This is a genomic window from Leptotrichia sp. oral taxon 218, assembly GCF_018128225.1.
GTDB lineage: Bacteria > Fusobacteriota > Fusobacteriia > Fusobacteriales > Leptotrichiaceae > Leptotrichia.
In genome coordinates this window covers 1,778,629-1,799,420 of record NZ_CP072377.1, presented here as the reverse complement: position 1 = coordinate 1,799,420, position 20,792 = coordinate 1,778,629, and the positions used below count along the sequence as shown (strand labels likewise).

Here is a 20,792-nt window from a genome sequence, read left to right as displayed (position 1 = left end):
GGCTACTTACTTAAAATCCAAATGTATACAATTTTAGTAGTTTGGTTTTAAATAGGTTCAAACATATAATTAATTAAAAAAATTAATTTCAAATTACAAAAAATTTTTCATGAATTATTCTCTCTCAAATTTTATTTCAAATTCTTTTCCAAAAAATGCAATTCCAATTTTTAAAATATTGTCAATTCCAGCATTTTTCAAAATTGAAGTATATTCTTTTTCTTCAATTTGATTTAGTGCAACCTCACATTCATTTAACAATTTTTCGTGAATTTTTTCTGAATCTAATTTCAAATTATCTATATTTATTGCTTTTAATTCAATGATAATTCCTTCTTTTTTTTCAAAAATATTTTTAGGTTTCAAAAGTAAATCGTATCGACCTTTTCCTGAAAAATTATTTGATGAAATTTCATATTCATTTTTTAACATTAAGATTAGTCCTAACATTAATCCATGATAAAACTGCTCTTTATAAATTCCGATTACATCAAAAATACCAATATTTTCTAATAAAATTTTATTCAATTCAAATTTAAATTTTTCAATATTTCCAGTTGTAAGTGCATCAGTCATATCCAGAAAGGTTTCAGAATCTTTGAAATAAATTTCGATAAACATTTCTGAAAACATTTCTAGAATTTCTTTGTTTGGAATTTTAATACTAGCATTTTTTTTCATCACATCATACTTATCAGCCAAAGTCAAATATCCGCTATGAAAAAATAGATTCCAAATATTTTTTCCAAAATTAGTTTTCAAATTTTCAAAAGTCATATTGTTGTTTATTCTTTTAAGAATATTTTCTTTATTCAATAATTTTGAAAAATCGTCAAAAACATCATTTTTTAATTTTTGGAGATATAATTTGATTAATCCATTTCCACTTGTATTTACCCAGTAAGATTTTAAATTTCCACGATTTAAAAAATTAATAATCGACCAAGGATTATAAACTTTTTTTTCGCCAAATAGATACCCATTGTACCATTTTTGAACATCATTTAATTCATATTTTAAGTCAAAATCTTCAAGAGATTTTTCAACTTCATTTTCCATAATCCCAAAGTATTCTGTAAATTCATCATCTAAAATTGTGTGAACTTCCAAATTATTCAATCCCGAAAAGACATTTTCCTTTGCAACTCGTAATATTCCAGTTAAAATTCCCATTTCCAAATAATTATTATCTTTCAAAACTTTTCCATAAAATGCTTTAAAAAATGCGATACATTTCTCATAATTCCCTTTTATGTAAGAATCAATTATTGGCTGGTCATATTCATCTATCAAAACAACAACTTTTTTTCCAGAAATTTCATACAAATATCTAGTCAAATTAAACAAAGAATTAATCCAGTCAGCATTATCTTTTTTCAGCCAAATAGCATCAAAATCTGCCAAGTCACTTTGATTTAAATTATCTCTTATCAAATAAAATTCGTTATACAGCAATTTTATTTCATTTTTAATCGTATTAAATCCACTTTCCCAGCTTTCTGCATCATAATTTTTAAAAGAAATAGAGATTACAAAGAAATTTCCCTGTTTTTCAAAATATTCACTTTTAGAAATTTCTAAATTTTCGAATAATTTTCTATTTTCGTCTTTATTTTTAGTGTCAAAAAAGTATTTTAACATCGAAATATTTAAGGTTTTTCCAAATCTTCTCGGACGAGTAAATAATTTAACTTTAGAGCCATCTTCTAAAATATTTTCTATAAATTTTGTTTTATCAAAATAGTAGTAGTTATTTTCGATAATCTCTTTAAAATCAGATATTCCAATTGGTAATTTCTTTTTTTTGCGATTTCCCATCTTCATTACCCCTCCTTTTTATTTATAAATAATTTTATTGTTTTAACTAAGTGAATATATTATAATATGAATTGTAGAAAAAGTAAATTATTTGATTATTACAAAATAGTTTTGAATTTGTAAAATAGATTGTATAGTAAAATACAATAATTTTAGAATAAAAGTGTTTTATTTAATTATTGTAATTTGAAAAGTAAAAGGGAGTAAAAAAATGAATTTATTTGATGAAGTATATGAAAATAAGAAGCCACTTGCATTTAGATATCGTCCGAAAAGTTTGGATGATTTTTATGGTCAGGAAAAATTGGTTGGGAAAAATGGAATTTTGAGGAAGATTATTGAGCGTGGAAATTTCATGAATGCGATTTTTTGGGGAGCACCTGGGACTGGGAAGACGACTCTTGCGGAAATTGTTGCTGAAAAAATGAATTATCATTATGAATATTTGAATGCGATAAAGGCGTCTGTGACTGATATAAAGGACATTTCTGATAAAGCACACAACAGATTTCGTACGAACGGACAGCAGACACTTTTGTTTTTGGATGAGATTCATAGATTTAATAAGTTGCAGCAGGATTCACTTTTGCAGGATTTGGAAAATGGGAATATTATTTTAATTGGTGCTACGACTGAAAATCCTTATTATAATTTGAATAATGCGTTGTTGTCACGCTGTATGGCATTTGAATTTAAAAAATTGAGTGAAAAAGATTTGCTTAAAATTTTAAAAAATATTAATGAAAAAGAGAAAATTGGAATTTCAGATGAGATTTTAAAATATATTTCAGAAATTATTGAAGGAGATGCGAGACAGGCTATAAATATTTTGGAATTGATTGCGAATGTTGGGGTGGATTTTACGCTTGATGAAGTGAAGGAAGTGTTGAATACGAAAAAGTCTTATCACAAGACGGAAGATAAGTATAATACGGTTTCTGCGATGATTAAAAGTATTCGTGGGAGTGACCCTGATGCGGCGATTTATTGGATGGCAAAAATGCTTTCTGGTGGCGAAGATATTTTGTATATTGCTAGAAGACTTGTAATTTTGGCTTCTGAAGATATTGGACTTGCAAATCCACAGGCGTTACCAATTGCGGTGTCTGGACTTAATGCGGTAAAGGAGATTGGAATGCCAGAAGCAAGAATAATTCTCTCAGAAGTTGCGATTTATTTGGCGATTTCTCCAAAGAGTAATTCAGCTTATAATGCGATAAATTCAGCACTTAGCCATATTGAGAATGAAAAAATTCAAGATGTGCCAACTCATCTTACAAAAGTTGGGAAAAAAGATTATAAATATCCTCATAACTATGAAAATCATTATGTTAATCAGGTTTACATGAATGAAAAAATCAAGTTTTATAAGTTTGGAGAGAATAAGTTTGAGAGAGCGGCTGCGGAATATTTTAAGAAAATAAAAAAGAGTGAAAAGTAAATTTGTCTATTAAATTTTATTTATTATAACAAAATATTTAAAAAGTACTTAATATAAAAAATACTCAAACAATGATATAGTTTATTGCAAGAGTATTTTTTTTATATTTAATAACAAGCTGAAGGATCATAATTTTGTACAAAATTTCTTGCTGTATCACGCTCACAGTCATACCTTACTGCTGAATCATGTCCAGATAACTTGTAATCTATTAATGCTTTGTTTAAATTAAAGCTATATATATCTGAACCAGGACGATGAAGAATTAAGCCATATTCCATTTCGACTCCGTTATTAACGCCAGTTGCAGCCCAAGTGCTCCCAATTAATTTTCTTAAAGAAGAACTGCTTATATTTTTAAAACCTTTTAAATTAATATATCCTTTTTTATTTTTATTTTTTCCTTCCAAAACACGCACTAACACTTTATTTCCATCTCTAACTCCTTTAATTTCCACAAGAGTATCATTCATGTCAGAAGCTGTAAATCTTCTTTCGTACGGATCAACTTCCTTAGTTTCAGTCTTAGTTTCGTTGGTTTTGGTTTCACTTTTTTTGTTATTTTCTTTAGCCTGAGTTTGTACTGAAGCCATCATTTGATTTTCTAGCTGTCGTTTTTCCTGCTCCTTTTGGACTTTTTCCATCTCGCTTATCTTATTTTTCATACTTATAAATTGATAAATACCACCACCTATGATGATAAATCCTATAACCAGAACAAGAGCAATTATTATTCCAATTAGAATTTTTACTAAATTTTTATTTTCAATATTATTATTTTCCATTTTTATTTCTCCTAAATTTTAAATTTAAAATGTTTAATACTATTTCTTTTTCAAATATTTCCAATTAATGTATCCAAATTTATGTTGTCCTAAAACTTCAACATATACTCCTTCAACATCAAAAGGACTTATATCAATTGGATCTATGACTACAATTGTTCCATTTTTTATTTTATCACGAATAGTCGAATTATCAAACGCTTTTCTAGTAAGATTGGCATAACCATTTGGAGATTTTACTATGAATTTTTCTTTTTTACAATTTTCTTCACTAATACTTTTACTTGCACATACAGGAATATCATCTTCTTCATAATCTTCGCCTATTATTACTTTTTTATAATCATTTCTTTTTTCAACGTCAACTATATTTCCATAAATTTCAATATCCTGAACTTCTTGATTAAATGAAATTCCCACAGGATTTCCGTTAATATCTGCATCTTTAGAAATTTTACAAAATTGATGATTTTTCTCAAGACACGAATCATAATCTATTTTTATGTCTTGATTATTATTATATACACCATCCATCATTTCAGCATACATCGCATTGATAAATAAACCATGTTCAATATGAAATTCTGTTATTTTGGGATCAAGAATACAATTATTTAAAATCCTATTTTCATCAAAGTGAATTGCCTGTACTTTGTTAGCATTTTTACCAAGTTTTATCATAATTGTTCCATCTTTTTTGTTTTGTCCAAAATAACTTCCATTTAAATCATTTACACTAATTTCATAGATTGTTTTAGGATTACATTTCTCATAAGCCAATCCAACAATGTTTACAACAAACAAACTTAAAATTAACAACAATTTTCTCATAATTTTTCTCCAATCTTTTAAAAATTTATTTTTACCAAGTAATATCATTTAATTTTTCTGCAATTTCTAAAGTTGATAATTTTTCTACATTTTCAATTTCTAAATTTACTTTTAAGTCAAAAAGTCTAGAGCCTAGCAAACCATATTTTGAAGTTTTTTTAAATTTTGTTGGACAAAAATCATTATCGTCAAATAAAAAGAAAATATGTCCTTTTGAAATATCTCCATAGCCATAAATTTCTGGAAATTCTTTTATTGTGCTTATTATTCTGTTTTCTTCCTCGCTAGTAATTTCCCCATTACCTGAAATTTTTTTAGTAATTAATTTTCCTTCTTTTGTAAGTTCAGCCAAAAAAACTTTGTTTACTTTTCCAATATATTTCACTTCTTTTGCAGTATATATTCCAGTAAATTGATGGTTTGAATATCCTCTGGATTCAGGTTGGAAGTATAAATGATATTTTTCGTTTAATTCAAAACTTTTATTGCATGGAACGATTCTGAATACATTTTTTATTAGACCCATTGAACTACAATAATAATAAAAATCTTTGGATAAACGGTATAGTTCTTCGTTAAAAGGATATTCATCTGCAATTTCTTGAAGGGAGGAAAGTAATTCAGAAAAAGTTATTGAAACAAAATCAAAATTATAAATTCCTATTCTTTGATTTATAGATTTTGTGGTAGCTTCATCAAAAGTAGAATCACTTATGTGAATTAATATATTTGTTTCAGCTAAATTTTCGTTTTTGCAGTAATTAATAAGTTTTTTTGTATTATCTAATCCTGCAATTTTAGTTTCAATAATAATTTTTGTTGCTTTTGTATGAATATGTCCGTCAATAATTCCTCCTTCCTTTTGTGACTTTTGCTGTGAAAAAAAAGGGATAATCTCATAATTGATGTTTTCTGGAAGAATACTGTTTATAAACAACTCATAAATTTTTGGATTTATTCTATACAAGTTTGATAGAAGTAATAGAATATTATTTGTAATAGTATTTTCTCCTTTAGAGTAAATTTGAAATGGATTAATAAATGCCATAAAAAACCTCCTTATTTGCTTTAAAGTTATATTCTTATTTTAATTATACCTTTTTTTTTTTTTTTTTGATTATATATTAGTTAATTTATAGTTAACTTTATAAATTGTTGTATAATGATTTTAAATCTACAATTTTTAAAAAGCTAATATTTTTTACAACCTTTTACAAAAGTTGGGAAAAAAGATTATAAATATTCTCACAATTATGAAAATCACTATGTGGAACAGGTTTATATGAATGAGAAAATCAAGTTTTATGAATTTGGGGAAAATAAATTTGAGAGAGCGGCGAAGGAGTATTTTATTTAAATTATAACTATAAATGTCTGAACCAGGATGATGAAGAATCAAACCGTATTCCATCTCAACTCCATTATTAATAGCAGTTGCTGCCCAAGTGCTGCCAATTAATGATTTTAAGGGAGAATTTGTATCATCAAGTTAAATTTAAAGTTATAAAATAAAAAACGAGAATTTCTATATATTTTCTATTAAAATTATTATAAATTTATAATCGAAATAATAGTTTTTTAGTGTATACTCCTATTGAAATAAATCATAAAGAAAAGAGATGGTCAAGATGAAATTATTGAAAAAATCTATGTTAGCATTATCTGTAATGACTTTAATTGGAGGAATGGCTTTCGCAGCAGCACCTAAAAATGGAAAAAAAGCACCTGCTAGAAAAACAGTTGCTAAAAAAGTGGTTAATAAAAAAGCAGTTGCAAAAAGACCTGCAGCAGAATCATACACTTGTGGAACTGAAAGAATAACAGTTACTTATCCAACAACAAAAACTGCAAAAGTAGTAACAAAAGCTGGAAAAGTTTATAACTTAAATGTAGCAGTTTCAGGTAGTGGAGCAAGATATGTATCCAAAGGTGGAAATGTTGAGTTCTTTAAAGGTGGAAAAGACGCTATTTATAGAGGACCAAATAATATTGAAAAATCTTGTACAAGAAAATAATAAAATAAAAAAAGCATAATTGACAAATCGAGTAGAAAGTTTAAGATTTGAAAGTTATGTTTTTTTTATAAAACATTTTTGTTTAAATAAAAAATTATTGTTGAGTTTTCCAAAATTTTTGAATAAAAAAATGGCGTACCTGTGAGGAATCGAACCCCAAGCCTTCTGATCCGAAGTCAGACGCTCTATCCAGTTGAGCTACAAGTACACGAATTTATGTTACCATATTTTTTTTAAATAGTCAACGAAAAAAATTTGGAAATTTTGTAAAATGTGGTAAAATTAAAATGAATGGATAAATTATTTAATAAAAATTTGGAAAATAAATTTTAGGAGGAAATATCATGGACTATATGAAAAAATACGAATATTGGCTAAATTCAGATGCCATTGATGAAAAAGACAGAGAAGAATTGAAAAGCATTGCAGGGAATGAAAAAGAAATAGAAGATAGATTTTTCAAAGATTTGAGTTTCGGAACTGGTGGAATTAGAGGAGTTCGTGGAATTGGAACTAATAGAATGAATAAATATGTAATTAGAAAAGTAACTCAAGGACTTGCAAATTATATGTTGAGTTTTGATGAAAAAGCGGCAAAAGAAAAAGGAATCATAATTGCTCATGACTGTAGAATAGGTTCGAGAGAGTATGCACTAAATACTGCAAGAGTAATGGCTGCAAATGGAATTAAAGCATATATTTATGAAAGTTTACATTCAACTCCTGAGTTGTCATTTGGTGTAAGATATAAAGGATGTATGTCAGGAATCGTTGTTACAGCTTCTCATAATCCTGCAGAATATAACGGATATAAAGTTTATTGGGATGATGGAGCACAAGTTGTTGACCCACATGCACCAGCAATTGTTGATGAAGTAAATAAAATTTCTACATTGGAAGAAATAAAAGTTATTTCTGAAGAAGAAGGAAGAGAAAAAGGATTAATTATTCAACTTGATCATAAAATTGATGATGACTATATAGCAGCGATTAAAAAACAAACTATACATACAGATATTCCAGGAAAAGAAGATTTCAAGATTGTTTATACTCCGCTTCATGGAACTGGTGGAAGACCAATGAAGAGAATTTTATCTGATTTTGGATACAATTTTGAAGTTGTAAAAGAACAAATTGAACCAGATGGAAACTTCCCAACAGTAGTTTATGCAAACCCAGAAGAAGTGGCAGCATTTAAATTGGGAACAAAATTAGGAAATGAAATTGGAGCACAATTAATTTTGGCAAATGACCCAGATGCTGATAGAATCGGTATTGCGATAAGAGATGACAAAAATGAATGGTATTATCCAAACGGAAACCAAGTAGGATTATTGTTATTGCAATATTTATTGAATTACAAAAAAGATATTCCAGCTGATGCACAAGTTATTACAACTGTTGTTTCTACACCAATGATTGATGTTGTTGCACCTGCTAAAAATGTTGGAGTTATGAAAACATTGACTGGATTCAAATATATTGGACAAAAAATTAGACAATTTGAAAATAAAGAATTAAAAGGATCATATTTATTTGGATTTGAAGAAAGTTACGGATATTTGATTGGAACTCATGCAAGAGATAAAGATGCGTTGGTAACTTCAATGGTTATTTCTGAAATGGCAACTTATTACCACTCAAAAGGAACTTCTATTTACAAAGAATTGCAAAAATTATATGAAAAATTCGGATATTATTTAGAAGGAATTAAATCAGTAACATTGAAAGGTAAAGACGGAATTGAACAAATGGCAGCATTGATGTCTAACTTGAGAGAAAATGTTAAAGATGAATTGCTTGGTAAGAAAATTAAAATTAAAAGAGATTTCTTCTCACACAAAGAATATAACTTGGAAACTGGTGAAGAAAAAGAAATTAATTTACCAAAAGAAAATGTATTACAATTCGTGCTTGAAGATAATACATTTATTACAGCAAGACCATCTGGAACTGAACCAAAAATTAAATTCTATTTCAGCGTAAATGCAGATTCTAGCGAAAATGCCAAAGCTAAACTTGATAAAACAATGGAAAAATTTTCTAAATTTATTGGGATATAATTTTGAGTGATTTATAAAAAATAATTGTAATATTTTGTTGAAATTTATTTTAAGAAAAAAACAAAAATAAAAATTAAAGAAAGGATTTTATCATAATTACAAAAAAAGTTATGCTCTGAAATCCTTTTTTTAAAGTATGAAAGAAAATAAAAAAATAAAAGGTAAAAAATGATTGAAAAAAATAATAAAAAAATTTCAGAAAAAAAAGATGCAGATGCCATATATATCCATATTCCATTTTGTGATAAAAAGTGCGAATACTGCGACTTTTGCACATTTGTGAAAATGGAAAAGGAATATAGAAAATATACGGATTATTTGATTAAAGAAATTAGAATGTATCCAAAAATCAAATATGATACAATTTATTTTGGCGGAGGAACACCTTCTTTACTGCCTGTTGCGATGATAAGTGAAATATTAGACGAACTTGATTGGTCTGAAAATGCTGAAATTACGCTGGAGTTGAATCCGACGGATGTGACTTTTGAAAAACTGAAAAAACTTAACAAAATTGGAATAAATAGGTTAAGTATCGGTATTCAGAGTTTTCAAGATCATGTTTTAAAATTTATTGGAAGGCAGCATAGTTCTGATGATGCAATAAATGTTTATAAAATGGCAAGAGAGGCAGGATTTTGCAATATTACGGTGGATTTGATGTTCGGGATTCCTAATCAAAGTCTTGAGGATTTGCAAAGGGATCTTGATATTTTGCGGGAATTAAAACCTGAAAATGTGTCGATTTATTCGCTTATTTGGGAAGAAGGAACGGTTTTTTGGAGCAAGTTGCAAAAGGGGATTTTATCCGAAATTGATCAGGATTTGGAAGCAGAAATGTATGAAAAAATTATTGATTTTTTTGGGGAAAATGGATATTGTCAGTATGAGATTTCTAATTTTGCAAGAATAGATGATGAAGATAAAGATGTTGAAATTAATGAAATAAAAAAATTTGAAGATTTAAGAAAATTGCAGAAAAATGCGGGAAGACATAATTTGAAATATTGGCGAAATCAGAAATTTATCGGCGTTGGAATGAGTGCTGCTAGTTATTTTGGCGATAATAGGCACAGCAATATACGGACTTTTAAGAAATATTATAATCTGATTGATGATGGAAAATTGCCGATTGATGAAAATACGGTTGAAAAAATTGATGATTTTGAAAAAGAAAAATTGAAAAAAATGTTAGGTTTAAGGCTTATTAAAGAAGGGGTAAATTATACTGAAAAAGATGCCAAAAAAATTGAAAAACTTGTAAAAAGTGGATTGATTGAAGAATTTTTTATTGAAAAAAATGAAAAAATAAGTTTTAAAAATAAAAAAAAATCTGCTAAAAATTATGAAAAAAGGATAAAATTGACAAAAAAAGGAATTTTTTTGGCAAATAATGTATTTGTTGAATTTATTTAAAAAAAAGGTTATAATAAGATAATTATAAATAATAAAAATTCTTTGATTTTTAAAATAGGAGCAAAAAAATGGAAAAAAAAGAAATAAAACTTGATTGTGAAAAAATAAAAAAAAATTACAATGAAATTTTGGAAGATATAAAAAAATATTCTTCTAATCCAGAAAAAGTGAAACTTTTATTTAAATAGTACAAGAACACTCGCAACTTTAGTCGTGAGATGAATTGTACGAAAATTTTAGTAAGCATATAGGGAAACTTGTATGTAGACACGGAGCAAAACCGTGCAACAAAGAAACTGAACTGCTGGGAACTCTTAAAGCTAGTATAACCACAACATAATACTTAAGTGAGAAAATGGTATAGGTGTGAAGGTAGCGAAAGCAGAAAAAATATACTAGATGGTGCAAGGTTAAATCCTAAACATTATGATAATAGACAATCAGCAGCTAAGCCTGAAAAGGAAAGTTCAACGACTATCCCTCGTGAGGGGAGTACAATACAAGCGATTGGTATTGGAAGTGGTTTCGCCTAAGGTGCCAAAATACACTATGGATAAGATATAGTCTGTGCTTGTTAGAGATAACAAGAAGTTCATAAGAGAACTGCATAAGTAGTAGCGTACTTATGTGAACGACACTTCCCACTGTTGTGGGGTTTTAAAAACTTTAAAAATATTTAAAAAATATTACTTTTTAATAGATAAAATGTAGGATATATAGTATAATATCTCTGATGAAAAGGAGGTGATATCTATGTATTTAACTTTAAAACAACAGGTAAAACATCTTAGTAAAAAGGAGTTTAGAAATTTAAAATATTTGTGTCATATAGCTAAGAATTTAAAGAATCAGGCTATATACAATGTTAGACAATACTATTTTAAAAATAAAAAGTATTTAAGTTATAATGAAAACTATAAGATGATTAAAAATAGTGAGAACTATAAAAAATTAAATTCTAATATGGCACAACAAATTCTAAAAGAAGTAGACGGAAGTTTTAAATCATTCTTTGGACTTTTAAAACTTGCTAAAAATGGTCAATATAATTTTAAAGATATAAAATTACCTAAATATCTTGATAAAGATGGATTTATAACTCTTGTTATAGGTTTTGTAAGATTAAAAGATGGTATTCTGATAGTTCCTTATTCAAATTTGTTTAAGAAAACTCATCAGGAGATTAAAATTAAGCTACCACCAGTATTAAAAGACAAGAAGATAAGAGAAATTAGAATAATACCCAAACAACATTCTAGGTACTTTGAAATTCAATATACTTACGAAGTAAAAGAAGTTCAAAGGGAATTAAATGAAAACAATGCACTAGGAATTGATTTAGGTATAGACAATCTTTGCACTTGTGTAACTAATAATGGAGCATCATTCATAATAGATGGTAGAAAATTAAAATCAATAAATCAATACTATAATAAGACAAATGCAAAATTGCAAAGCATTAAAGATAAGCAAAAGATAGAGCATATAACATTAAGGCAAAAGAGAATAGCTAGAAAGAGAAATAATCGTATAGAAGATTATCTTTCAAAAGCAGCAAGAATGATTATAAATTATTGTCTTAATAATGATATAGGAAAACTAGTTCTAGGATGTAACGAAGATTTTCAAAGAAAATCAAATATAGGAAGTATAAATAATCAAAACTTTGTAAATATACCATATGGAAAATTAAGAGATAAATTAATATACCTATGTAAACTATATGGAATAGAATTTAAACTACAAGAAGAAAGTTATACATCAAAAGCAAGTTTCTTTGATGGAGATGAAATTCCAGTATATGATAAAGAAAATCCGCAAGAATATATATTCAGTGGAAAAAGGATAAAAAGAGGACTATATCAAACAAGTAAAGGCTATCAATTAAATGCAGATTGTAATGGAGCATTAAATATATTAAGAAAAAGTAAAGTTGTGGACTTAAGCGTCCTATACAATAGAGGTGAGCTGGACACACCTAAAAGAATAAGGATAGCATAGGACTATCAAACTTCTTAGAAAATTTTTAAATATTTTTAAAGATTTTAGAACCCTGCGACTTTAGTCGTGGGAGGTTCAGTTGTCAGCAAATACTTTGATATTTGTCAGCACAAAGAAATTGTCAAAATGGGTTACAATTATTTTGGAGAAAATAGAGCGCAACTTTATCGAGATAAATTAAATGAAATTGGTAACAACGGTATCAAATGGGATTTTATTGGAAGATTGCAAAAAAATAAAATAAAGTATATAATTGAGAGCGTAAATTTGATACATTCCATCGATTCATATGATTTACTTTTAGAAATTAATAAAAAGGCGGCTGAACACGGAAGAATTGTGAATGGACTTATACAAATTAATGTTTCAAAAGAAGAGTCAAAAACAGGAATTTATATCGAGGATTTTGAAAAAGATTATGAAAAATATTTTTCACAAAGTAATGTAAAAATAATAGGTTTTATGACAATGGCGCCATTTTCAGCGACAACTGATGAAATTGACAATTATTTTAAAAAGATGCAAGAATTAAAAGAAAAATTTTCAAAAAAATATGATTATTTGACAGAACTTTCAATGGGAATGTCAAACGATTATAAAATTGCTTTGAAAAATGGTGCAACAATAATTAGAATTGGAAGCAAATTATTTGAATAGGAGGTTATAATTTTGGGACTAAAACGAAAATTAATGGAATTTTTTGGGGATGATGTTGAAGACGACGATGATGAATTGGAACAATCGGCAGCAGAAGAAAATAAAGAAGTAGAAAGTCCAAAACCACAACAGCCAAACCCAAAACCAAACTTTAAAGAGGAAAAACATAATGAAGAAAAAAAAGGTATAGGAAGTATTTTTGGCGTAGGAAATAAAAAGGAGGAGAGTGCAAAGATGACAGCAGAAATGGCATCGGCTACAAAAGTTAGTTATGTTTCAATAATCAGACCAAAAGTTTTTGAAGATTCAAGACTTATTGCAGATGCAATAAAAGAAAATAAAGTGGTAACATTTAGTTTGGAATTTTTAGAATATGAAGTGGGACAAAGAGTAATAGATTTCGTGAGTGGAGCGGCATATGCAATGAATGCTCATTTATCAAAAGTTACAGATAAAGTTTTGACTTCAATTCCAGTTGGAATAGATTATGAAGATATTGATGCTTCGTTAGGTGAAGATTCTAAAGACGGTAATTATTTATAATTATAAAATTTTATTTGATAAAAAGAATTATTTCTATATTTTGATTTTGTATTTTGTAATTTTAGAAATAGTTCTTTTTAATTTAAAAAAAATTTTTAAAAAATAGAAAAATTTGTTATAATGTAAAAAGAATATTTAAGTATTAAATAAAACATTAATCGAAAAAATAGGAGAGATAACTATGATAAAAATAAATAAGAAAAAAGTATTATTTGTTGTAGGACTGATGGCTATGTCAGCGATTTCTTACGGTAAAGATGTGTTTGGAAATTATGGAGTCAGTTTTGGAAAAGTAAATTTATCCAAAGTTACTGGAATTGGTCCAGAAGATGCCAAAAGAATCAATGGAACAACTTATCAGCTTATCGGAAGCGGAGATTATAGAATTATGGATGAAGGTGGAAGAAGGCTTGTTGTCAATATGAGTAACGGAGTTTTAAACGGTAATTTTAATGAATATTATGCAAATGGAAATCAATATACGACTGGAAGATATGTAAACGGTAAAAAAGAAGGAGAATGGCTAGTTTACTCGGAAAATGGGAAATTATGGAAAAGATATCAATATGCTAACGATGAATTAAACGGAAGATATTATTCATATTACGGAAAAACAGGAAGTCAAGAAACAGTTGGACAATATCAAAATGGAAAAATGACTGGAACTTGGACAGAATATTATGAAAATGGTTCGAAAAAATCACAAGGAACTTACATAGACGGATATAAAAACGGATTATTTACTGAATGGAAATCAAATGGTACAAAAATTTCAGAAATTAATTATCAAAATGACCAAGTTAATGGATTAATGAAGGTTTACTACGAAAATGGAAATTTACTTTATGAAGCAAATTTAAATAATGGAGCTGGGACTCTAAAAGGTTATTATACAAATGGAGCAGTTGGATTTACTGGAAATCTTAATGGAAGAAGAAGAGTTGGAACTTGGACTTATTATGACAAATCTGGAAATTCTAGAACTGTAAATCATTAAAAATTAAAAAAAGGAAAAAAAATGTCATATTCAGCAAATTTAAAAAGGGAAATACTGGGTTTGGAAAATAAGAAAAATGAAGCAGTTTTTGCGGAATTATTTGGAATACTTGCTTCAAAAAATGCGATTTTAGAAAATGGGATTTTTTTTAGCACAGAAAATGTTTCATTTGCCAAAAGAGTTTATTCAAATTTGAGAAAAGTTACAAAAATGGATATACAATTAAAGTATATCGTAAATAAACGGCAACTGTCGTCAAAAATATATAAAGTAATACTTATTCCAACAAAACAAAATGAAAAAGAGTATAAAAAATTTTTTGAAAAATTATTTTCTTTCAAAAATTGTTCAGTAAAAAATTTTGAAGATGAAGAAATGATTTCAGGAATAATTCGAGGTGCTTTTCTTAGCTGTGGTTACATAAAATCACCTGAAAAATCTTATGCATTGGACTTTTTTCTGGATAGTGAAGATTTTTCAAACTTTTTATTTAATCTATTTAGCGAGATGGGGAAAAAAATTTCAAAAACTGAAAAAAAAGAGAAAAAAATAGTTTATTTGAGAAATTCGGAAGATATTTTGGACATAATTTTTTTAATAGGAGCAGTAAATTCATTTTTTGAATTTGAAGAAGTTACGGTAAATAAAGAAATTCGTAATAAAATTAACAGAAATATGAACTGGGAAATTGCAAATGAAACAAAAAAAATCTCGGCGTCAGAAAAACAAATAAAAATGATAAAATATATTGACGAAAAAATAGGTCTGTCTGAACTCTCAAATGTTTTACAGGAAACCGCAAAAGCACGGCTTGAAAACGAAGAGTTTTCACTTCAGGAACTTGCGGATTTGATGAACATTTCAAAATCTGGAATAAAAAGTAGATTTAGAAGAATTGAGACGATGTATAAAGATTTATTAAATTTTTAAAATTGGAGAAAAAATTGGAATTATTATCAATAATATATGGATTTATAGTATTTTTACGAAATAAACTTTTTGATTTAAATATTTTGAAATCTAAAAAGTCGATGGAGTAAAAGTGATTTGTATCGGAAATATTGTTGCGGGAGGAACGGGAAAAACTCCAGCTGTGCAATATTTTGTGAATGAATATTTAAGAAAAAATATGAAAGTTGGGATTTTGAGCCGAGGTTATAAAGGCAAGAGAAAGACGGATTTGCTTTTAGTGCGAGATGAAGAGAAAATTTACTGCACTTCAAGGGAATCTGGAGATGAAGCGTTTTTTCATGCTGAAAATTTTAAAGTTCCAGTAGTTGTGTCAAAAGACAGATATAAAGGTGCAAAATTTTTGAAAGAAAATTGTGGCGTTGAAGTTATTATTATGGACGACGGATTTCAGCACAGAAAACTTTTGAAGGATGAAAATATCGTTTTGATTGATGCAACTAATCCTTTTGGAAATAATAAATTTTTGCCGAAAGGTAGACTTAGGGAATCGATAGATTCGTTGAATCGTGCGGATGAAATAATCATTACTAAAAGTAATTATGTGGAAAAAAAAGAAATTTTAAAAATTTTGGAAAAAATAAAGAAATATGAAAAAAAAGTTTTTTTTGCCATTTTTGAGAACGATTATTTTTATAAATTAAATTTTGAAAATGATGAAAAATTTGGTAAAATAAATAGTGAAAATAATAAAAATTTTGAAAATAAAGAAAAAAAAGAAAATTTTAAAAATAGAATTTCTAAAAATATTATAAAAAATAAAAATATTTTAATTTTTTCATCCATTGCAAATCCTGCGGTTTTTTATAAGACAATAAAAAATTTGTTACCAAAAAATGTGGATGAAATTAAATTTTCAGATCATCATTTGTATAGTTCTGAAGATTTTGAAGAAATTCAGAAGAAGAGTAAAAACTATGATTTTGTCGTAACGACAGAAAAAGATGCCGTTAAAATTGATAAAAATATAGAAAATTTGCTTGTTTTAAAAATGAAATTCGATTTGAAAAAAATTTTTTAAAATTATGAAAAATAAAAAAATAATAAATAAAATAGAGAAAAAAAATTAGGTAAAAAAAAAACAAAAAAGCAAAAAACTAAAAAACTGGAAGGAGAAAGTTTTGGAGATAAAAAGTTTTTCACAATTTATTTTGGAACATAAAAATCATTTTGAAAAAAGAAAATATTTTATTTTGGACAAAAATTTTAAGATTGTTCGCAAAGAGCCGTCGTTTATACTTGAGATGGCTTATATTTATTGTGAAAATGAAAAAAGAGAAAAAAAAGAACTAAAAGAACAAAAAAAGAAAAAATTTTGGAAAATATAAAAAGTGAATTTGAAAAAACATTTTTAGAAAAAGAAAAAAAAATAAAAAGACAATCTAAAATTGAAGTTAAAAAGTTGGAAGATAGTTTTACTAGAAGTCTTTTTAACAGAGAGAGCAATCACGCACTAAAACTTGGAAACGAAATGTTTTATAAAAATAAAAAAAAATTTTTTGAAATTTTGTATAATTTTTCATTTATTTCGGCTGACGAAAATAAATTTATAAAAACTTTTTTTGCGGAAAAAATGATTGAAAAAATTATTTTTGAAAATGGCGAAAAATATTCAAATATAAGATTTTTTGTGGAAGAGATTTTAAAAAATATTTTAAATTATTTTACAAAGTCACAATTTTGTTTTTTGGATTTTGAAGATGAAAAAAATATAAAATATTTTTTGGAAAATGAAATTTCTATACTTTATAAAAAAATTTATGTGAAAAATTTTGACAAAATTATAGAAAAATATGAGATTCGAAATTTGAAAAAAATAAATTTTGAGAAAAATTATAGTTTTGAAGAATTATCAGAAAGTAAAAAAATATTGTATAATTTTATTTAAATATAAAAATAAAAAATAAAAAAATAGAGAAAGGAAAAAAGATGCTAGAAATGAGATATATCCGTGAAAATGTGGATAAAGTAAAAGAATTTTTAAAAAATAGAAAGAGCGATTTTGATTTGGATGCACTTTTAAAATATGATGAAGTGAGAAGAAATTTATTGCAAGAAGTAGAAATGCTAAAAAAAGAGAGAAATGAATCAAGTTCATTAATTGGAAAATACAAAAAAGAAGGAAAAGATACGGCTGAACTGCTTTCAAGAATGCAAGAAGTAAGTGCCAAAATAAAAGAATTGGACCAAAAATTGGCTGAAAACGATGAGAAACAGCTTTTATTAAATTACACAGTTCCAAATAAATTAAGTCCTGATACGCCAATTGGGAACGACGAAGATGACAATGTTGAAATTAGAAAATGGGGAACTCCAAGAGAATTTGACTTTGAGATAAAATCTCATGATGAATTAGGAGTTAATCTTGGAATTTTAGATTTTGAAAGAGGTGCAAAACTTAGTGGTTCAAGATTTACAGTTTATAAAAATGCAGCTGCTAGACTTGAGAGAGCGTTAATTGCTTTTATGATTGATGTTCATACTCAAGAAGAAGATTTTGAAGAAATTTTCACACCACAGCTTGTAAAAAAAGAAATGATGGTTGGAACTGGACAACTTCCTAAATTTGCTGAAGATGCTTATAAAATCGAAGGGGAAGAAATGTATTTAATCCCAACAGCAGAAGTAACACTTACAAATTTACATAATGGAGAAATTTTAGACGAAGAAGAATTGCCGAAACATTATTGCGGATATACGGCTTGTTTTAGAAAAGAAGCTGGTTCAGGTGGTCGTGATTTAAAAGGACTAATTCGTCAACATCAATTTAATAAAGTTGAAATGGTAAAAATTGTAAAACCTGAAACTTCTTATGATGAACTTGAATCAATGGTAAACAGTGCAGAAAAAATCTTGCAGAAATTGAATTTACCATACAGAGTGATTTCGCTTTGCAGTGGAGATATAGGATTTAGTGCTGCTAAGACTTATGATTTAGAAGTTTGGGTGCCTAGTCAAAATAAATATAGAGAAATCTCATCTTGCTCAAATACAGAAGATTTCCAAGCAAGAAGAGCTATGATTAAATATCGTGATAAAGAAACGAAAAAAAGTCATTTTGTACACACATTAAATGGTTCAGGACTTGCGGTTGGACGAACATTGCTTGCAATTATGGAAAATTATCAGCAAGCTGACGGAAGTATTGTAATTCCTGAAGTTTTAGTACCTTACATGGGTGGAATGACAGTTATTAAGTAAAAAAATATTTCTTTAAGATTGTCATAAAAAAGTGATTAAAATTCGTAAATTGAATTAAGTTAAGTTAAAAGGAGGAAAATCATGAAACAAATTATATTCAATGTTTTGAAATTTTTGGTTGTTGTGATAATCTTTGGAGGAATAGTAATTTTTTTAGAATGGTGGGGATATTTAAATCACAATGAAGCACTTGCTCTATTTAAGGGACACAATGTTCAAGGACTTGATATTTCGCATCATCAGGATAAAGTGAATTGGACGAGAGTTGATAAAAAATATAAATTTATCGTATTAAAAGCGACAGAAGGACAAAATTTTTTAGATTCAGATTTTTCGTATAATTGGAATAATGCTAGAATAAATGGATTTACAGTGGGAGCATATCATTTTTTTACTATGACCAGCAGTGGAGAAGCTCAAGCGGACTTTTATATAAGTAAAGTTCCCTATTCAAATAAGACTTTGCCACCAATTATAGATTTGGAAATTTCCACAAAAAAATATAAAAAAAGTGAAGTTTTGCCAGAATTGAAAAAAATGGTACAAAAGCTGGAAAATTATTATCAAAAAAGAGTGATTTTTTATGTGAATTACAAAACATATAACAGTTACATAAAAGGAGAATTTTTGCAAAATAAACTTTGGATAACGGATTATAAGTATTATCCGAGAATTATGGAAGATGAAAGATGGGTAATTTGGCAAATTTCTAAAAAGGGAAGAATTGAAGGAATACCTGGATTTACTGATAAAAATGTGCTAAGAAAAGGACTTACAGTTGAAAAATTGATTAAAGACAGCAAATTAAATTAAAAAATAAAAAATTATTTTATTTTAATTATTGATTTTTATAAAAAAATTTGGTAACATATAAGTAGGAAATTAATTTATTAATTAAAATATTTAGGAGGCAAAAAAATGAAATATCATTTTAAAGATTTAGGGTTAGTAAACACTAAAGAAATGTTCGCTAAAGCAAACAAAGAAGGATATGCAGTTCCAGCATTTAACTTCAATAACATGGAACAATTGCAAGGTATTATTGAAGCAGCTGTTGAAACTGGTTCTCCAGTAATTTTACAAGTTTCTACAGGAGCTAGAAAATATATTGGTAAAGAAATGTTACCTTGGATTGCTAAAGCTGCAACAGCTTATGTTAAAGCTGCAGGATCTGATATACCAGTAGCATTGCACTTGGATCATGGTCCAAACTTTGAAGAAGCTAAAGACTGTATCGAATACGGATTCTCTTCAGTAATGTATGATGGTTCTCACCACCCATACGACGAAAATGTTGCAGAAGCTAAAAAAGTTGCTGATTTTGCTCACCAACACGATGTAACAGTTGAAGCTGAATTGGGAGTTTTGGCTGGAATCGAAGACGATGTAAAAGCAGCTGAACACATTTACACTCAACCTGAAGAAGTTGAAGATTTCGTATCTAAAACTGGTGTTGACTCATTAGCAATCGCAATTGGAACTTCTCACGGAGCTCACAAATTTAAACCAGGTGAAGATCCTAAATTAAGATTAGACATCTTAGCTGAAATCGAAAAAAGAATCCCTGGATTCCCAATCGTATTACACGGTTCTTCAGCAGTACCTCAACAATTCGTAAAAATGATTAAAGAATATGGTGGAGAATTAGCTGATGCAATTGGTATACCTGATTCAGAATTAAGAAAAGCCGCTAAATCAGCAGTAGCTAAAATTAATGTAGATACTGATGGAAGATTGGCTTTCACTGCAGGAGTTAGAGAAGTATTTACTAAAAACCCTAAAGAATTTGACCCAAGAAAATATTTAGGACCAGCTAAAAACTATATCAGAGATTACTACAAAGATAAAATCAAAAATGTATTCGGATCTGATGGAGCTTACAAAGCAGGTTCTGCAAGATAATAATTTTAATTAAAAAAATTAAAAAATTAATTCAAAAAGGAAAAGTTAGTGTAATCTTTATTGATTTGCTAACTTTTCTACATAAATTTGCATTGATTCTTTAAAATGAGATGAAAATTTTTTTTTTCATCTTTTTTTTGTAAAATATTTATA

General features: G+C 27.4%; 21 protein-coding genes and 1 tRNA gene. 17 read left to right on the top strand and 5 right to left on the bottom strand.

Annotated features, from left to right (window positions below; all coding sequences use genetic code 11):
* Positions 1-114: 114 nt before the first annotated feature.
* On the bottom strand, positions 115-1,818 hold the full coding sequence (locus J5A73_RS08445; RefSeq protein ID WP_211614874.1) for an AAA family ATPase: 1,704 nt from the start codon (positions 1,816-1,818) through the stop codon (positions 115-117).
* 211 nt (positions 1,819-2,029) lie between these two features.
* On the opposite strand from J5A73_RS08445, the gene J5A73_RS08440 reads away from it, so the two are divergent.
* Positions 2,030-3,259 carry a replication-associated recombination protein A gene (locus tag J5A73_RS08440; RefSeq protein ID WP_211614872.1) on the top strand — a complete coding sequence of 410 codons (1,230 nt, stop codon included), beginning with the start codon at positions 2,030-2,032 and terminating at the stop codon, positions 3,257-3,259.
* Between the two features lie 107 nt (positions 3,260-3,366).
* Here the strand turns inward: J5A73_RS08440 and J5A73_RS08435 are convergent, their stop codons facing one another.
* The 3 genes from J5A73_RS08435 to J5A73_RS08425 are packed head-to-tail and all read right to left on the bottom strand — an operon-like array spanning position 3,367 to position 5,923.
* Positions 3,367-4,044: a hypothetical protein gene (locus J5A73_RS08435; protein ID WP_211614868.1), complete on the bottom strand. Its 678-nt coding sequence runs from the start codon at positions 4,042-4,044 to the stop codon at positions 3,367-3,369.
* Positions 4,045-4,083: 39 nt separating this feature from the next.
* Positions 4,084-4,875, bottom strand: coding sequence for a hypothetical protein (locus J5A73_RS08430; protein WP_249069236.1), 792 nt, complete (start codon positions 4,873-4,875; stop codon positions 4,084-4,086).
* 31 nt (positions 4,876-4,906) lie between these two features.
* Positions 4,907-5,923 carry a hypothetical protein gene (locus J5A73_RS08425; RefSeq protein WP_211614862.1) on the bottom strand — a complete coding sequence of 339 codons (1,017 nt, stop codon included), beginning with the start codon at positions 5,921-5,923 and terminating at the stop codon, positions 4,907-4,909.
* A gap of 234 nt (positions 5,924-6,157) precedes the next feature.
* Between J5A73_RS08425 and J5A73_RS10560 the strand changes: the two genes are divergently transcribed.
* The gene (locus J5A73_RS10560; protein WP_249069496.1) at positions 6,158-6,232 is read left to right on the top strand and encodes a hypothetical protein; all 75 of its coding nucleotides are present in this window, start codon (positions 6,158-6,160) and stop codon (positions 6,230-6,232) included.
* Between the two features lie 271 nt (positions 6,233-6,503).
* Positions 6,504-6,890 carry an MliC family protein gene (locus J5A73_RS08415; RefSeq protein ID WP_211614859.1) on the top strand — a complete coding sequence of 129 codons (387 nt, stop codon included), beginning with the start codon at positions 6,504-6,506 and terminating at the stop codon, positions 6,888-6,890.
* A 131-nt stretch (positions 6,891-7,021) separates the two neighbouring features.
* On the opposite strand, the gene J5A73_RS08410 is transcribed toward J5A73_RS08415, so the two are convergent.
* Positions 7,022-7,098: transfer RNA gene (locus J5A73_RS08410), tRNA-Arg, on the bottom strand.
* A gap of 136 nt (positions 7,099-7,234) precedes the next feature.
* Here J5A73_RS08410 and J5A73_RS08405 point away from each other — a divergent pair.
* The 14 genes from J5A73_RS08405 to J5A73_RS08345 all read left to right on the top strand — a co-directional run bounded on the left by J5A73_RS08405 (position 7,235) and on the right by J5A73_RS08345 (position 20,639).
* On the top strand, positions 7,235-8,953 hold the full coding sequence (locus J5A73_RS08405) for a phospho-sugar mutase (RefSeq protein WP_211614856.1): 1,719 nt from the start codon (positions 7,235-7,237) through the stop codon (positions 8,951-8,953).
* A gap of 168 nt (positions 8,954-9,121) precedes the next feature.
* On the top strand, positions 9,122-10,369 hold the full coding sequence (gene hemW / locus J5A73_RS08400) for a radical SAM family heme chaperone HemW (protein WP_211614853.1): 1,248 nt from the start codon (positions 9,122-9,124) through the stop codon (positions 10,367-10,369).
* Between the two features lie 223 nt (positions 10,370-10,592).
* On the top strand, positions 10,593-10,709 hold the full coding sequence (locus J5A73_RS08395; RefSeq protein ID WP_080667958.1) for a MarR family transcriptional regulator: 117 nt from the start codon (positions 10,593-10,595) through the stop codon (positions 10,707-10,709).
* A 413-nt stretch (positions 10,710-11,122) separates the two neighbouring features.
* Positions 11,123-12,370, top strand: a complete 1,248-nt coding sequence (locus J5A73_RS08390; RefSeq protein WP_211614850.1) for an RNA-guided endonuclease TnpB family protein — start codon at positions 11,123-11,125, stop codon at positions 12,368-12,370.
* A 66-nt stretch (positions 12,371-12,436) separates the two neighbouring features.
* Positions 12,437-13,027, top strand: coding sequence for a YggS family pyridoxal phosphate-dependent enzyme (locus tag J5A73_RS08385; protein WP_211614838.1), 591 nt, complete (start codon positions 12,437-12,439; stop codon positions 13,025-13,027).
* 12 nt (positions 13,028-13,039) lie between these two features.
* The gene (locus J5A73_RS08380; RefSeq protein WP_249069234.1) at positions 13,040-13,570 is read left to right on the top strand and encodes a cell division protein SepF; all 531 of its coding nucleotides are present in this window, start codon (positions 13,040-13,042) and stop codon (positions 13,568-13,570) included.
* Positions 13,571-13,751: 181 nt separating this feature from the next.
* Positions 13,752-14,567, top strand: coding sequence for a toxin-antitoxin system YwqK family antitoxin (locus J5A73_RS08375; RefSeq protein ID WP_211614835.1), 816 nt, complete (start codon positions 13,752-13,754; stop codon positions 14,565-14,567).
* 21 nt (positions 14,568-14,588) lie between these two features.
* Positions 14,589-15,497, top strand: coding sequence for a DNA-binding protein WhiA (gene whiA, locus J5A73_RS08370; RefSeq protein WP_211614833.1), 909 nt, complete (start codon positions 14,589-14,591; stop codon positions 15,495-15,497).
* A gap of 112 nt (positions 15,498-15,609) precedes the next feature.
* The gene (gene lpxK / locus J5A73_RS08365) at positions 15,610-16,557 is read left to right on the top strand and encodes a tetraacyldisaccharide 4'-kinase (RefSeq protein WP_249069232.1); all 948 of its coding nucleotides are present in this window, start codon (positions 15,610-15,612) and stop codon (positions 16,555-16,557) included.
* Positions 16,558-16,657: 100 nt separating this feature from the next.
* Entirely contained in the window at positions 16,658-16,864 is a 207-nt protein-coding gene (locus J5A73_RS10555) for a hypothetical protein (RefSeq protein ID WP_249069231.1), read from the top strand.
* Complete coding sequence (locus J5A73_RS08360) at positions 16,852-17,424, top strand: hypothetical protein (protein WP_249069230.1); 573 nt, start codon at positions 16,852-16,854, stop codon at positions 17,422-17,424. Before J5A73_RS10555 ends, J5A73_RS08360 begins: the two co-directional genes overlap by 13 nt.
* Positions 17,425-17,465: 41 nt before the next feature.
* Entirely contained in the window at positions 17,466-18,737 is a 1,272-nt protein-coding gene (gene serS / locus J5A73_RS08355) for a serine--tRNA ligase (protein ID WP_211614822.1), read from the top strand.
* Positions 18,738-18,818: 81 nt separating this feature from the next.
* Complete coding sequence (locus J5A73_RS08350) at positions 18,819-19,550, top strand: GH25 family lysozyme (RefSeq protein WP_249069229.1); 732 nt, start codon at positions 18,819-18,821, stop codon at positions 19,548-19,550.
* 105 nt (positions 19,551-19,655) lie between these two features.
* Entirely contained in the window at positions 19,656-20,639 is a 984-nt protein-coding gene (locus tag J5A73_RS08345) for a class II fructose-bisphosphate aldolase (protein ID WP_211614820.1), read from the top strand.
* Positions 20,640-20,792: the final 153 nt, after the last annotated feature.

Excerpts from the sequence above, each read along its gene's own strand:
- J5A73_RS08430 (WP_249069236.1), bottom strand. The coding sequence starts at position 4,875 with ATGAGAAAATTGTTGTTAATTTTAAGTTTGTTTGTTGTAAACATTGTT.
- hemW (WP_211614853.1), top strand. The coding sequence starts at position 9,122 with ATGATTGAAAAAAATAATAAAAAAATTTCAGAAAAAAAAGATGCAGAT.
- J5A73_RS08440 (WP_211614872.1), top strand. The coding sequence starts at position 2,030 with ATGAATTTATTTGATGAAGTATATGAAAATAAGAAGCCACTTGCATTT.
- J5A73_RS08425 (WP_211614862.1), bottom strand. The coding sequence starts at position 5,923 with ATGGCATTTATTAATCCATTTCAAATTTACTCTAAAGGAGAAAATACT.
- J5A73_RS08435 (WP_211614868.1), bottom strand. The coding sequence starts at position 4,044 with ATGGAAAATAATAATATTGAAAATAAAAATTTAGTAAAAATTCTAATT.
- J5A73_RS08405 (WP_211614856.1), top strand. The coding sequence starts at position 7,235 with ATGGACTATATGAAAAAATACGAATATTGGCTAAATTCAGATGCCATT.
- J5A73_RS08445 (WP_211614874.1), bottom strand. The coding sequence starts at position 1,818 with ATGGGAAATCGCAAAAAAAAGAAATTACCAATTGGAATATCTGATTTT.
- J5A73_RS08415 (WP_211614859.1), top strand. The coding sequence starts at position 6,504 with ATGAAATTATTGAAAAAATCTATGTTAGCATTATCTGTAATGACTTTA.
- J5A73_RS08375 (WP_211614835.1), top strand. The coding sequence starts at position 13,752 with ATGATAAAAATAAATAAGAAAAAAGTATTATTTGTTGTAGGACTGATG.
- J5A73_RS08345 (WP_211614820.1), top strand. The coding sequence starts at position 19,656 with ATGAAATATCATTTTAAAGATTTAGGGTTAGTAAACACTAAAGAAATG.
- whiA (WP_211614833.1), top strand. The coding sequence starts at position 14,589 with ATGTCATATTCAGCAAATTTAAAAAGGGAAATACTGGGTTTGGAAAAT.
- J5A73_RS08350 (WP_249069229.1), top strand. The coding sequence starts at position 18,819 with ATGAAACAAATTATATTCAATGTTTTGAAATTTTTGGTTGTTGTGATA.
- J5A73_RS08390 (WP_211614850.1), top strand. The coding sequence starts at position 11,123 with ATGTATTTAACTTTAAAACAACAGGTAAAACATCTTAGTAAAAAGGAG.
- serS (WP_211614822.1), top strand. The coding sequence starts at position 17,466 with ATGCTAGAAATGAGATATATCCGTGAAAATGTGGATAAAGTAAAAGAA.